The following is a 13,174-nucleotide window of genomic DNA, read 5'->3' as shown; positions in this document are numbered from 1 at the left end:
TCTCCTTACTCGACGACTAGTGCAATCGTCGACCCCGTTTTTCCTTGTTTGACTTCGATTTTTGCGTCAACTCGTGACTTCAGTTCCTGGACGTGACTGATGATTCCGACCATGCGACCGCTCGCTTGAATCGAGAGCAACGTTTCGATCGCTTGTTCGAGTGATTCCGGATCAAGTGTTCCAAATCCTTCATCGATAAACATCGTTTCAAGTGACACGCCACCGCTTGCTTCTTGCACGACTTCCGACAATCCGAGCGCAAGCGCAAGGGATGCTTTGAAGCTTTCACCACCGGATAACGTCTTGACGTGACGTGTTTGCGACGTGTACGCGTCAAAGACATTTAAATCAAGCCCGTATTTCTTAAGCCCTTTTCCCGCCTCCGTTTTCCGTTCAAGCTGGAAACGCCCGGAGGTCATCTCGTGCAGATGCCGGTTTGCGGCGAACAATATTTCATCGAAGTATGCCGTCTGGACGTACGTCTCGAACGTCATCCGTTGCGCATTCTCCCCGACACCAACGCGAGCGAGTTCGCCGATGATGCCGTATCTCGCATCCTCGTCCTCAATCTGGTGTTGCAAGCTTTCCCATGCCGCGATCAATTGATCGATATGTGCGCGTTCCTTCTCGAGCCCGACACGTCGGTCGGTCTGCTCCGTCAGTTCGAGCGACACCGTCTTCACATCCATCCGCAACTGTTCAAGATCCGGATGCACTTGACCTTCCGTCTTCAAGCGAACTTGTTCCTGTTTCAACTTTAATTCCTGCCGCGCTAGACGGTCTTGTTCCAAATGTTCTTGGAGGTGACGAAGCGCGTCACGAGAACGTCTCGCTTCACGGAAGGCTTCGATCGTTGGAAACGTTTCTTCTGCCAGGACTGCGTGTAATGCGTTTTCGCGGTTCGTTAATCGATCGTTTTGTTCAGCAGACGCCTCAGTCAATTGACGGAATCGACCTTGGTGTTCCGCGAAGTCACGATCGAGCTGTTCCTTCTCGTGTAATTGTTGCTGTTTGACTTGTTTGAATTGCTCGATACGTGTTTCTGCCTGTTGTTGTTCCTCACGGAGTGCTGGTAGTGATTTCGCGGACTCTCCTGATTGACTTAGGCGACCAGACAAGTGTGCCAGTTCCGATTCGATGCCGGTCCGGTCTTTGATCATTGCATCGATCTTTAGTTGTAGCTGGTCCATGGATTGCTCGAGTTGTTGCAGACGAGTCTCAAGACGCGCTTTTTCCGTCTGCGCTGCCGCTAATCGGGCTTCCGTCTGTTCGACTTCTCGAAGCTGTACTGAAACATCCGCATGAGATGACTCGTTTTCACTCGTCTTTTGCATCTCGGTCGTCAGTTGCTGCAGACGCTCCGCAACCGTCCGGTACGAGGCTTGTAATTCTTGATGCGCTTGTTGGGCTTCAAGGAACCGCTGTTGTGCTACATCGACAGATCGTTCCTTTGCGACGGCGACAGCATGCTGCGGATGCGATGTACTCCCGCAAACCGGGCAAGCCGTCCCGTCCGTCAATCCTTTGGCAAGTTCAGCAGCCAGTTGTTCCCGTTCGTGTCTACGCGCTTCTTCATACTGGCGCGCTGCAGCCTCTTTTTGATCCCGAACGCTCGTACCGCGGACGATCAGCTGTTGCCGTTCTGCTTCCAATTTGTCATGTTCCGCTATCTTTGTCGCTAGCTGTTGCAGGATGAAGCGCCGTTCTTGCACCTGTAAGCGTTCTGCTCCAACGTTTTGCAATGGATGCAGTTGTTCTTGAATAGTCTTACGTTCTGTCCGTGCTTGTTCGAGTTGCTTCCGTAATGACTCTGGGTCCAGAAGCTTCAAACGTTCTACTAGTTGTTGCTGTTGTTGTCGTAAAGCCGTTTCTGCTTCCAAGCGTTCGCGCTCTTCTTGAATCTTTTCGAGACGACGACTGAGTTGCTCGATCTGTGGTTCCTCCGCTAGCAATCGATCCACTTTTGCTTGAACGACCTCTTGTTGCTCTTTCAAGCTAGCGATGTGCTGTTCAGTTTCCTGTTTTCGATGCGTGAGTTGCGTCAATTGTTCTTGATCCTGTTGCCACTGGTCATAGATCGGTCCGACGATTTGAGCGCGTTCAGCCGCCATCGCTTCTTCTTGCATCTGTTTGATTTCCGGTAAGCGGTCAATTAGCAACTGTTCCGTCTGTTGAAGTCGCTCCTGCTCTTGGAAAACCGCTTCAAGTTGCTCGCCTTGTTGCAATTGTGTCGTTTTCTTCTCGACGATCGCACGGGTCTCTATTTCAGCTTGACGAGCAGCCGTTAACCATTCGTCCCGTTCCGTCGTCAACGCCTCCATCCGTAACCGGATGTCGCCTTCCGTCAGTTCACTCCAGTTCGCTTGCAGAGGTAGTTCCTCAAGCTTTGCCCATTGTTTCGTCTTCGTTTCCTTGATGCGTGCCGCAAGATCGAGCGCTTGTCGATGCAATCGTTGCTGGAACTCACCATAGTGTTCCGTCTTAAACAGCTGCTTCAGAATCTGGAGTTTGTCTTTTGACTCTGCCATCAACAGTTCGCGGAACTTGTTTTGTGGCAACAGGAGAATTTGCGAAAACTGTTTATGGTCGAGCTGAATCAGCTCTTGAACCCGTTGCTTGATTTCTGGAATTTTGACCGCGAGCGGTTTCCACGTCGTTCCGTCGAACCGAGCGAGCTCGGCTTCATGCGAGTAGCCGGTTTTATTGACCGGATGCGGTTGACTCGGTTGGCGGATGATCCGGTACCGTTCCTCTTTCAGCGTAAACTCCAGTTCAACTTCCGTCTTTTGCTCGGGCACGGCAAAATGACTTCGCAGTTCGCTCATTTCCCGTTCGCCGCCTGACGTTTCGCCATACAGGGCGAACGTCAATGCGTCAAAGATCGTCGTTTTTCCTGCCCCGGTATTTCCGGAGATGACGAACATCGTCCGTCCGGCAAGTGCCGTGAAATCAATTGTCTCTTCACCAGCAAACGGTCCAAAGGCGCGTAATGTCAGTCGTTCTGGGCGCATGTCGCTTCCTCCTTCAGGACGGCTTTCATCGCTTCCGTCGGTTTCTTTTCACGGACTGCTTCATAAAACTCACTGAATAGATCCGCAACGGATGCATCCTTGACTTGCTCCCGCGACGCCTTGACTGCCCGCGTACTCTCGCGGACGAATCCAATTCGCTCGAGGTGAAGGATATTCGGGTAGATTTTTTTCAGCTTGCCCATCGGATCCATCAAGGCTTCGCCGTCCGTTAGATTGATCTTTAAGTAATCGTCCGTGTCTTGTGTCGCGACGAACGCCGGGTCTGTCAGTTCACTGAGACTTCCAGTCAGTTCCCGCAAGTCACGTTTTGGTGCAAGTGGTTCGAACCGGCGATCGAACGTACCCTTATCGTTCAACGTCAACACATCGACCCCTTTGACATGATGGGCTTCCGAGAATGAATATTTCAAGAGCGATCCGCTGTAGCGAACCGTCTCGGATTGAATCGCAAGTGGATTATGCAAATGACCGAGTGCCGTATACGTAAACGGTGCAAACTGGCTTGCGCTAACTTGCCCTGCCGTTCCGACGGACAATTGCCGCTCCGAATCCGTCTCGAGTCCACCGATCACAAAGGCATGACCGACGAGGACACTCGGTCCACCCGGAATACATCCAGCAAGAATCGTCCGCATCGCATCATCATGTGTCTTGATCGTTTCGTCCTTGTGCACGTACCGAACGGTCGCAGGATTCGCAAATGGCACCGGATAAAACGATACTCCTTTGATCGTAACCGGAGTAATGACCGGCGTTAGTTTTCCGACGAGATGCAGACCGGCCCGTTGGAGTAACGTCGTTCCGAAACTTAACCGTTCGGCCGAATCGTGATTTCCGCTGATCGCAACGACCGGGATATCCCGGTCAAGGATCAAGGCAGCCAGTGTCTCGTCAAGCAGTTCGACGGCTTCCGTTGGTGGTACGGCGCGGTCGTATAAGTCACCCGCAATGACGATCGCATCCGGTTGTTCGCGGTCGACGAGTGTCAAAAAATCCGCTAAGACCGCCCGCTGGTTCTCGAGCATCGATTCGCCATGAACGATTTTGCCGAGATGCCAATCGGCAGTATGTATCCATTTCATCTTCATCACACTCACTTTTTGAATATAGTAGCTTAAGTGTAGCATGCAAGCGTTCGTTCTGCGACGAACATCCGTTTGGAACACAAAAAGCAGAAGTTTTCGTGTTGCACATCAATCCAATGATACGTAATGACGAAAAAAAGTGTAATTCTTCTCGACTAAGAGAGAAACTACACATTAGTTTCAATAGAAAATAGATAGAACGTTTACTTTTTATCTACAGTCTGTTTTAGTTTTCTTTTCCCATCTGTAACAATCAAAGTAATACCTATGATACATTCCAAAAGAATGATCCACCAAGTAAGGCTCGGAATCATGTCAATCGCATCGCCTCCGACACTTTTGTACACCTCTAGCTCTCTAAGAAATAAAAACTCAGCTAAGTAAATAGATAGCCATAGCTTAGTCAAAGCTACTAATACAAAACAAAATCCCATCTTACGCAATTAAAACCCTCCTATTACTAAATAACTTAAAATTGTTTAAATTTGGTATCACATCGCTATTTTTAATTATAGAAATGAGTTAATCAATAGTATTTACTTTACCATTTAATTTTTTTATGAATCAATATTATGGCTAATATAGAAAATTTTATTAGTTTTTGAGGTCTGTATACTTTAAAGAACTGTTAAAATACAATATATACTTCTCATTTGAAAGCTAGGAGGGAAAAATATGAAACGACTTATACTGTTGATCGTATTATGTACTACTTTATCAGCCTGTAACGTAAACGATTCTAAACTCAGTTTTAGTGAACTAAAAATAGTACCTAACGCTATCCAATCGAAGATCAATCCCGCTAATACCTTGCAATTGATCAATACGAAAGACAAAGTCGCTTATGTTGTTTATCAGTCAAAGAAAACAGTTGCTACTGATCTTGAGGAACAAGGAGATACGCTAAAGATTAAATTGAATGAATCTAAAACTCATAGGAAAAAGAAGCAGCATGTCTACAAGTTAACATTAGATCCTGAACATAAAATCATCGATGTTTACGTGAACGGTAAATCTACCGCATTTGATAATGTAACTAACTGATAAATCTAGATATAACAAGTAGAAACAACATACATACTAAAACCCCTCATTTCTTTTGTGAAACGAAAGGGTAACACAAAAAGCAGAAGGCGAATGCCTCCTGCTTTTTCACTCTTACGACGAACGTATTATTTCGTCCGTTGTTTTCTAAAGCGTTGAACGGAACGAATCACAGAAACCGATCCGCCGATGATCGCACCGACGCCGACGACGATGCCTGTTTTAAATTTTTTGCCCGATTGTTCTGATTTATGCGTTGCTTGATTGTGTTCAAAAAGTTGTTGGAGGGGCGACGACGTCTCGACTTCGAGAATTTTCGATGCATCCTGATGCACGTCTTCTCTACGTTCGACACTACAAGGTGACAGATAGAATGGGTTCAAGTTCGTCCGGTACCGATCTGGATTCCAGTTGGGTTGCTGAACAACTGCTTGGGCGTCTTCCGTCTGTGCCTGATCCTTGATTGGATCGAATTCTTGTTTCATCTGAATCACTCCTCTTCACGTTCAAAACCTGTAGACTGATTTATGTCTGAAGTCTTATTTACCTGTTTTTCAAACATTTAAAACATATATATTTAAAATTAGTTTTTACTGTTTTGTGAACGTTACCCGAAATAGGCATGATAGATGCGTTTCGCTTTAACGAGATCCGCTTCGCCATGAATCAGAACGCGTCCATCTCGGAAAGCGACCATCCGATGTTCGTCCGTCGTAAACGCCAGCAAATATGGATTATGGGCGGAAATCGCAGCGACCGGCTGGAGACGTTGTTTCAACTGTTCCAGATCCCGCTGTCCGTCTCCCCGGATTTGGATGGCATCCCGACCGCAGAGTGCCGTGAAACGAACCGTTTGATCCGATAAGTAAGGATAGGACGGTTCGATGCCGCACGACGGGCACTCCGTTTGCTTCAGTGACTGGACGTTAATTTGTTGAAACGTATTCGACCAGACATCAAACGCAAGCAAGCGCGTCCGCATGGCGTCCGTCTTTCCGCTCAACCACTTCAACGCTTCCGTCACCTGTAAGGAAGCGACCATCTGTACAGCTGGTCCGATAATCCCCGCCGTATCACACGTCTCCTGATCCCGTGGTAATTGATCGAGCAGACAATGCAGACACGGCGTCTCCCCGGGACGGACGGTAAACGTGATCCCATAACTGCCGACGCAGCCACCATAAATCCACGGAATCGAACGCATCAACGCCATGTCGTTCATCAGCAAACGAATATCGAAATTGTCCGTCGCGTCGATGATTAGATCGATATCATCGAGAAGCCACGTCAGCGCTGCCCGGTCGACGTCTACTACATGCGCTTCGATCGTCACCGTCGAATTAATCGCTTCAAGCCGTGCTTTTGCGGCAATCGCTTTTGGTACGATGTGACGCGCATCGTCTTCGGTATAAAGCTGTTGTCGTTGTAGATTACTCCACTCGACATAGTCGCGGTCGACGATTCGGACGACACCGACACCGGCGCGGACGAGTTGCTCTGCCGACGCCGTTCCGAGCGCTCCCATGCCGATGATTAGCACCTTCGCTGATGCCAAGCGTGCTTGTCCCGCTTCCCCGATTGGTTGAAATCGAGTTTGTCGTGAGTAACGGTTCATCGAATCAATCCACTCGTTGGACTACTCGCGACCGCGTACTGTTTCTTCTCGATACGTCCCGCTTCGAATCCGAAGCGCCCTGCTTCGACAGCTAGTCGCATTGCGTGCGCCATCTTGACCGGATCTTGGGCATGGGCGACAGCGGAGTTCAATAAGACACCATCCGCTCCCAGTTCCATCGCATAGGCGACGTCGGTCGGTGAACCGATCCCGGCGTCGACGATGACCGGGACCGTCGTCTGCTCGATGATGAATCGTAGATGAAGTGGGTTGAGAATGCCTTGCCCGGAACCGATCGGTGACGCTGCCGGCATGATGGCGTGACAACCGAGTTCCTCGAGTCGTCGTGCGAGCACGACATCGTCCGACGTATACGGTAAGACGATGAAGCCTTCTTTGAGTAATTCTTCAGAAGCCCGTAACGTCTCGATCGGATCAGGTAGTAACGTCTTGTCGCAACCGATCACTTCAACCTTGACCATGTCACACATACCGGATGCCCGCGCAAGCTTCGCAAGCCGAACAGCTTCTTCCGCCGTCTTCGCACCGGCCGTGTTCGGCAGTAAATCGTACTTCGCTAAATCAAGCGACTCCAAAAAATTCGCTTGTTGTTTGTCAAAGATGTCGAGCCGACGGACGGCGAACGTCAAGATTTGTGAAGCAGACGCATCGATTGCTTCTTGCTGTACGGTAGCGTCCGTATATTTCCCTGTTCCGAGTAATAATCGTGATTCAAATGTCTTTTCTCCAATTTTCAGCATGTTTATCCTCCTCCTACGAAATGAACGATTTCAAATGTGTCATTGTCCCGAATGACCGTCTGACCATACGCCGCGCGATCGATGATTTGTCGATTCTGTTCGACGATGACGAGCTTTTCCCCTAAGCCAAGTTGCGTGAGCATGTCCTCGATCGTTTCAATCTGATCGATCGTGTGGTCATTGCCGTTAATCGTAATGTTCATCGGACTTCCTCCTTCTGAATCAACCGTAATGTATTTGCCAAGACTTCCGCTGTCGCCGGTGCGAGTAATATGCCATGCCGATGATGCCCCGTCGCTAGGAAGATCCGACGGGATGAATCGGCGACTCCGATATATGGCAAGCCAGACGCCGTTTGTGGTCGTATACCGGACCAGACTTCTTCGATGACCGCGTCACGAATCGGTGGATACAGTCGTTCTGCTGCTTGAAGCAATGACGTGACCCCTGCGACACTGACACCGATCGTCTCGTCGTGCGGCAGTTCGGTCGCACCGATCAAAATCCGACCGTCTGCTTTCGGAACGAGGTAGACGGCGTCATCAAACAGGATCGAGCGTAACGGCTGACCCGCGAGACGGACGGCGAGACATTCCCCTTTGACCCCATATGTCGCGATCGAAATGCCGGCTGTATCGAGCAAGGCTTGCGACCCGCGTCCGGCAGCGACCGTCACTGTTCGTCCGGTCCACGTTCCCGCGTTCGACTCGACCTTGATGAAGTCATCGCTCTCTTCGAAGCGTGTGACATCTACCTGTTCTTCAATCGATATGCCACGTGCGTGTAAGGCATACATCAATGCAGTCGTCAGTCGTCGTGGATCGATTTGACCGACAGCTGGAAACAGATGCTCGCGTCCTTTACGTTTTAACAAAAACGGTTGTTCCCGGTACCCACAATCGATGCCTGTCTCTCGCTCGAGACGACGTGCAAGCAGTGGATACAGACGACGACTTCGCGCGGCAAGTGCATGCAATTCTGCTCTCAGCTCGATGTCCGTCGCAAGCATCCCGGCAGCCGCTCGGCTTGTCCCTTGTCCGCATGTTCCACGTTCTAAGACGACGACGGATTCATTCTGACAGGCGAGACCGTAAGCAAGCGTCAACCCGATGACTCCGCCGCCGATGATGATGTGATCCGTCATACGCGAACCCCCTGGTAACGCTTGACGGCGGCGAGTGGATCCGATTGACCGAGAATACCCGATAAGACAGCGATTCCGGTTGCCCCGGTCGCTGCGATTTCAGGCATGCGTTCTGGTGTGATCCCGCCGATTGCAATGACTGGTTTCGTCGTGAAGGTGACGACTTGCTTCAAGGCGTCAATCCCTCGTGGTGGCATGTTCGGCTTCGACGCTGTCGAATAAATATGACCGTACAGCAGTCGGTCGGCTCCTTCCGCTTCTGCTGCTAGTGCCTCTGCTAGTGAATGAACGGATTTCCCGATGACGAGGTCCGGAAAATGACGTCGCACATCGCGGACACGCAAGGAACGGCGCGTCAACTGCACACCGATGCCGGCGACATGGGCGACATCGATCCGGTCATGAACGGTTAACTGATCAAGCGAATAACCATGCGCAAGGAGTGCGTCAATCAGATCAAGTAATTCTGCTGCTGACAAGTTCGGTTCACGTAGATGTAGCTGATCCGTATAAGGTTGAAGCGATTGAAAAGTCTTTATTTCGTCAATCGGATGGATGGATCCCGTCGAAATCAGATGTAGACGCATCATGTTCTTCCTTTCCATACGAAAAAGGACCACTCCCGATGTTGAAGGGAGTGGTCCGAAAATGCGCTGAAGCGCTAAGGATATCTAAGGTTTCGAGCCACTTCCCTCCGCTAGTACGAACTAGATCAGGTTCAAAGGGTCCGGATACTTCCGTCTCAGTCTGCTGGGAGACTCCCCTAGTGTCTTTTCGTGTTTAATTGGCTTGCCCCATTAGTCTAGCATGAGTCGCTTTGCTTCGCTAGTCCTAGTTGAGCGCTTCCACTTGCTGAATCAGTTCCGATTTCGTTGGTCGCTGTTGCTCTTGGCTGTCGGCATACGTCTGCTTCAGCTTCAGGATGCGCATTACTTTGGCATCGAGCATCTCCGGCGTCAGCGTTTTGTCTTTGACGGCTTGCATCACTTCAGCATGGACCTTTGTGTAAGCACCTGCCTCTGAAAACATCGCCATATCAGCTCCATTGACGAGCGACTGACGTGCCGCTTCTGCGAGACCATATTGTTTCGTGATCGCCCCCATGACGAGATCATCCGTGATGATGACACCGTTGAATCCGAGTTGTTGACGCAAGAGGTCAGTCAAGATCGGCTTTGAGAGCGAGGACGGATTCATATCGTCATACGCGGGATAGAGAATATGGGCGACCATCACCATCTCGGCGCCCTCTTGAATCGCTTCTTGGAACGGTAACAGCTCCGTCCGCTTCAATTCTTCCTTTGATGCCGTCACTTTCGGTAGCCCGACATGGGAATCGACACTCGTATTGCCGTGACCGGGAAAATGTTTGACGACCGGAATCGTTCCCGTCTCCTGCATCCCGTGCATCAGTGCCGTACCAAGCGTCGCGACGGTATTCGGATCAGCACTTAACGCACGGTCGCCAATGATCGGATTGTTCGGATTACTGTTGACGTCAAGGACCGGCGCGAAGTCCATGTTGAAGCCATAAAAACGTGACAAATGTCCGAGCGTACGTCCGACGTCTTCCATTTTCACTTCATCTGCTCCTTGCGCCATCCGTTGACTCGTCGGTAGACGTAATCGTTGATCCGGTACCCGGCTGACGCGTCCGCCTTCTTCATCAATCCCGACGAACGCATACGGTTTTTGGTTCGTCTCTTGAATCGCACGCGTGAACGTCAAGAGTTGCTCTTCCGACGTGATGTTTCCGCCGAGCAGTAAGACCCCACCAATCGCATGCGTCTTTAACAGTTTCCGGTCAGCTGCTGAAAGTTCCGTGCCGGCGACTCCGATGTAGAGCAGTTGATCGATCTTTTCTGACGTCGACATCGCTTCAAGTTGCTGCTTTAATCGTGCTTGTTGTCGTTCTTCTTTCGTTGGCTCAGGCTTCGGTTTCTTTTCTTCTGTCGGATGCTTCGTTTCCGGTTGTGATGGTTTCGTTGGTTCCGTCGTCTCCTGTGCACACCCTGCAAGCAACAGGCAACCGATCAGCACTACTTTCTTCACAAAGGATCCTCGCTCCGCACACCATTGATCGAATAATAGACGGAAATCTCAGCATTCAGGGATTGCGAGACCGAACAATATTTATCCTTTGATAACGAGATGGCACGACGGACCTTATCTTCCGGGAGATCACCTTCAAGCCGGTAATGAATCGAGATCGACGTAAAACGTCGCGGATGATCCTCTGCCCGTTCTCCTTCGATATCCATTTCGAAATGGGTGATCGTCAAGCGCATCTTCTCTAAAATCGAGACGATATCAATTCCAGTACAGCCGGCAACGGCATGTAGCAAGAGTTCGGTCGGTCGTGGTGCTTGGTTTTCACCACCGTTTTCGGGTGCTGCGTCCATCGCAAGATGATGCCCTGATTCCGTCTGTCCACTAAACCCCATCTGTTTGTTCCATGTCACTGTCGCTTGCATCGTTTCCACTCCTTTATAAGTAGTCTTCTTCTTTAGTATACGCAAAAAACAGCAAGCCTGGAAATTCACACGCTATTTCGAATAATGGTTCTTTTCCCGAAATCTCGCTTTGCGATACCCGACGAAATCGTTTCATGCTATCCTGTTACTCATAGTTTCGCGCGCAAGCGCTAGAATTGAGGAATCATCCATGTCACCTACTACTCGTTTAAGTCGACGCGATTGGCTCTTGATTGCTACGTTGTCGCTCCTGACATTCGTTCTCGGAACAAGCGAATTCGTCATCGTCGGGATCCTCGCTGAAATCTCCTCAGCCCTTGATATCACGATCGCAACAGCTGGTACGCTCGTCTCGGCATTTGCCATCTCCTTTGCGATTGGTACGCCGATCGTCATGTCGATGACCGGTCATCTGGAACGGCGTCGCCTGATCCTACGTCTCTTACTTGCTTGGATACTATTGAATCTTGCCAGTAGTTTTGCACCAAGTTACGAAGTATTGCTCGCAACCCGCATTCTGACAGCCATCCTGACTGGTGTCTTGATCTCACTCGCAATGGTCGTCGCAAGTGACGGTGTACCTGTCGCGAAGCGCGGTGTTGCCGTCTCGTTCATTTTCGGTGGTTTTACACTTGCGAACGTTTTAGGTGTTCCGATTGGTACGTTCATCGGGCAACACGCTGGCTTCGAAGCCACGTTCTGGCTGACGACGGTCATGGGAATAATCGCGTTCCTCGCTGTTTTAAAGATCGTTCCGGTCCAGCAATCGACGGGTTCTGGTTCGATTAAGGAACAGCTCGGATTGCTCGCCAACCCACGGATCCTGATCGCCTTCTTCATTCCGTCATTTGGGTTTGGGGCAACCTACGTCGTCTACACGTACCTCGTACCAATTCTGCAAACAGAACTTGGGATTGCGAAAACGTGGATCAGTCCGATCTTGCTCGCTTACGGCGTCGTCTCGATCTTCAGTAACATCCTTGCCGGCAAGATTGCTAGCAAAAATCCGATGGGACGCTTACGGTTCGTCTTCGTCGTGCAAGCAGTCGTTCTTGCTGCGTTATACTTCACGACAGCATCCCTTCCGCTTGGTCTGTTCAACATCGCCTTGATGTCGTTGATGTCGATTTTACTAACGACTTCGACACAGATCTACTTGATCGACCTTGCTGAAAAGTTCAATCCGGAAGCAAAAGGACTCGCCGCTTCATTGATGCCGGTTGCGAGTAACGTCGGGATTGCTTTTGGTTCGGCACTCGGTGGCATCGTCTATGCGAACGGTCCGATGATGAACACGGCACTCGTCGGTGGACTGGTTGCGCTCGTTGCTGCTTTATTAACTGCAATCAGTCATCGCCTCGATCAACGGTCATGAAACCGTTACCTTATCCTTTTTTGTAACAGGTCGATGACGGTTCGATGACGTTATGATGATAGTCCCCATTTCGCTGATGATTTTTCAGTATGATGGGGACTATGTTGTAGTAGAGGAGTGTCTGAAAGTGAAAGCATTACACATCATCGGTCTCGGTCTGTTGACGATCATCCGACTCTGGCTCGGAATCCAGTGGTTCATCGCTGGAATCGGTAAGTACATCAATGGCTTCGATGCGAAACCGTTTCTCGAAGGAGCACTCGCGAAGTCAACTGGCGAAGACGCACTTGTCAGTTCGTGGTATGCGACGTGGATCGAGCAACTCGCCTTACCGAACGTCGGGCTGATCAACGCCTTGATTCCGTTCGCGGAACTCGTCGTCGGGATCTTGTTGTTTCTTAGTCTGTTGACGGTCCCTGCACTGGTCATCGGTAGTATCATGAATCTCAATTACTTACTCGCTGGGACGATTGCGTTAAACCCGTTGTTCTTAGCAGCGTCAATCGCCTTACTGGCTGCAGGACGCTTTGCATATCACATTGGCATCGATCACTGGATCATCCGCTGGTATCGCTCGTCGCAGCAACCGCATCCCCTGGATCGGATTCCCGTCTAACGAAAATAACTCTCCCGCACGCGGGAGA

14 protein-coding genes and 1 riboswitch are annotated in these 13,174 nt (G+C 50.1%); of the genes, 3 read left to right on the top strand and 11 right to left on the bottom strand.

Translation table 11 applies throughout. The features are described from left to right. Nucleotides 1-5: 5 nt before the first annotated feature. The 3 genes from KNQ08_RS02705 to KNQ08_RS02695 all read right to left on the bottom strand — a co-directional run bounded on the left by KNQ08_RS02705 (nt 6) and on the right by KNQ08_RS02695 (nt 4,560). Nucleotides 6-3,011 carry an SbcC/MukB-like Walker B domain-containing protein gene (locus KNQ08_RS02705; RefSeq protein WP_214804553.1) on the bottom strand — a complete coding sequence of 1,002 codons (3,006 nt, stop codon included), beginning with the start codon at nt 3,009-3,011 and terminating at the stop codon, nt 6-8. Next, entirely contained in the window at nt 2,993-4,114 is a 1,122-nt protein-coding gene (locus tag KNQ08_RS02700) for an exonuclease SbcCD subunit D (protein ID WP_214804550.1), read from the bottom strand. The genes KNQ08_RS02705 and KNQ08_RS02700 overlap by 19 nt, the downstream gene beginning before the upstream one ends. 206 nt (nt 4,115-4,320) lie before the next feature. Next, entirely contained in the window at nt 4,321-4,560 is a 240-nt protein-coding gene (locus tag KNQ08_RS02695; protein ID WP_047396064.1) for a hypothetical protein, read from the bottom strand. A 232-nt stretch (nt 4,561-4,792) separates the two neighbouring features. Here KNQ08_RS02695 and KNQ08_RS02690 point away from each other — a divergent pair, with 232 nt between their 5' ends. Continuing rightward, entirely contained in the window at nt 4,793-5,161 is a 369-nt protein-coding gene (locus KNQ08_RS02690) for a hypothetical protein (protein ID WP_149427096.1), read from the top strand. 128 nt (nt 5,162-5,289) lie between these two features. Here the strand turns inward: KNQ08_RS02690 and KNQ08_RS02685 are convergent, their stop codons facing one another. The 8 genes from KNQ08_RS02685 to KNQ08_RS02650 form a co-directional block, all read right to left on the bottom strand. Beyond that, nucleotides 5,290-5,646: a hypothetical protein gene (locus KNQ08_RS02685; RefSeq protein ID WP_050677014.1), complete on the bottom strand. Its 357-nt coding sequence runs from the start codon at nt 5,644-5,646 to the stop codon at nt 5,290-5,292. Between the two features lie 122 nt (nt 5,647-5,768). Continuing rightward, the gene (locus tag KNQ08_RS02680; RefSeq protein WP_214804548.1) at nt 5,769-6,776 is read right to left on the bottom strand and encodes a ThiF family adenylyltransferase; all 1,008 of its coding nucleotides are present in this window, start codon (nt 6,774-6,776) and stop codon (nt 5,769-5,771) included. Then, nucleotides 6,773-7,537, bottom strand: coding sequence for a thiazole synthase (locus tag KNQ08_RS02675; protein ID WP_029341335.1), 765 nt, complete (start codon nt 7,535-7,537; stop codon nt 6,773-6,775). Before KNQ08_RS02675 ends, KNQ08_RS02680 begins: the two co-directional genes overlap by 4 nt. 2 nt (nt 7,538-7,539) lie before the next feature. Continuing rightward, nucleotides 7,540-7,740, bottom strand: coding sequence for a sulfur carrier protein ThiS (gene thiS / locus KNQ08_RS02670; RefSeq protein WP_214769360.1), 201 nt, complete (start codon nt 7,738-7,740; stop codon nt 7,540-7,542). After that, nucleotides 7,737-8,681 (bottom strand): FAD-dependent oxidoreductase, encoded by a 945-nt coding sequence (locus KNQ08_RS02665; protein ID WP_214804546.1) that lies wholly within the window; start codon nt 8,679-8,681, stop codon nt 7,737-7,739. The genes thiS and KNQ08_RS02665 overlap by 4 nt, the downstream gene beginning before the upstream one ends. Continuing rightward, a complete protein-coding gene (locus tag KNQ08_RS02660; RefSeq protein ID WP_214804544.1) occupies nt 8,678-9,271 on the bottom strand; it encodes a thiamine phosphate synthase in 594 nt (197 codons plus the stop codon). The genes KNQ08_RS02665 and KNQ08_RS02660 overlap by 4 nt, the downstream gene beginning before the upstream one ends. An 82-nt stretch (nt 9,272-9,353) precedes the next feature. Next, a riboswitch (TPP riboswitch) is annotated at nt 9,354-9,456 on the bottom strand. Nucleotides 9,457-9,512: 56 nt separating this feature from the next. Continuing rightward, nucleotides 9,513-10,733, bottom strand: a complete 1,221-nt coding sequence (gene nagZ, locus KNQ08_RS02655) for a beta-N-acetylhexosaminidase (RefSeq protein ID WP_214804542.1) — start codon at nt 10,731-10,733, stop codon at nt 9,513-9,515. After that, nucleotides 10,730-11,155: an OsmC family protein gene (locus KNQ08_RS02650; protein ID WP_023467853.1), complete on the bottom strand. Its 426-nt coding sequence runs from the start codon at nt 11,153-11,155 to the stop codon at nt 10,730-10,732. The genes nagZ and KNQ08_RS02650 overlap by 4 nt, the downstream gene beginning before the upstream one ends. A 190-nt stretch (nt 11,156-11,345) precedes the next feature. Between KNQ08_RS02650 and KNQ08_RS02645 the strand changes: the two genes are divergently transcribed. Beyond that, a complete protein-coding gene (locus KNQ08_RS02645; RefSeq protein ID WP_214729990.1) occupies nt 11,346-12,530 on the top strand; it encodes an MFS transporter in 1,185 nt (394 codons plus the stop codon). A 127-nt stretch (nt 12,531-12,657) separates the two neighbouring features. After that, complete coding sequence (locus KNQ08_RS02640) at nt 12,658-13,146, top strand: DoxX family membrane protein (RefSeq protein WP_214804540.1); 489 nt, start codon at nt 12,658-12,660, stop codon at nt 13,144-13,146. Nucleotides 13,147-13,174: the final 28 nt, after the last annotated feature.

The sequence above is a fragment of the Exiguobacterium sp. s46 genome (genome assembly GCF_018618875.1).
Classification (GTDB): domain Bacteria; phylum Bacillota; class Bacilli; order Exiguobacteriales; family Exiguobacteriaceae; genus Exiguobacterium_A; species Exiguobacterium_A abrahamii.
This window is presented reverse-complemented; position numbering and strand designations above follow the sequence as displayed.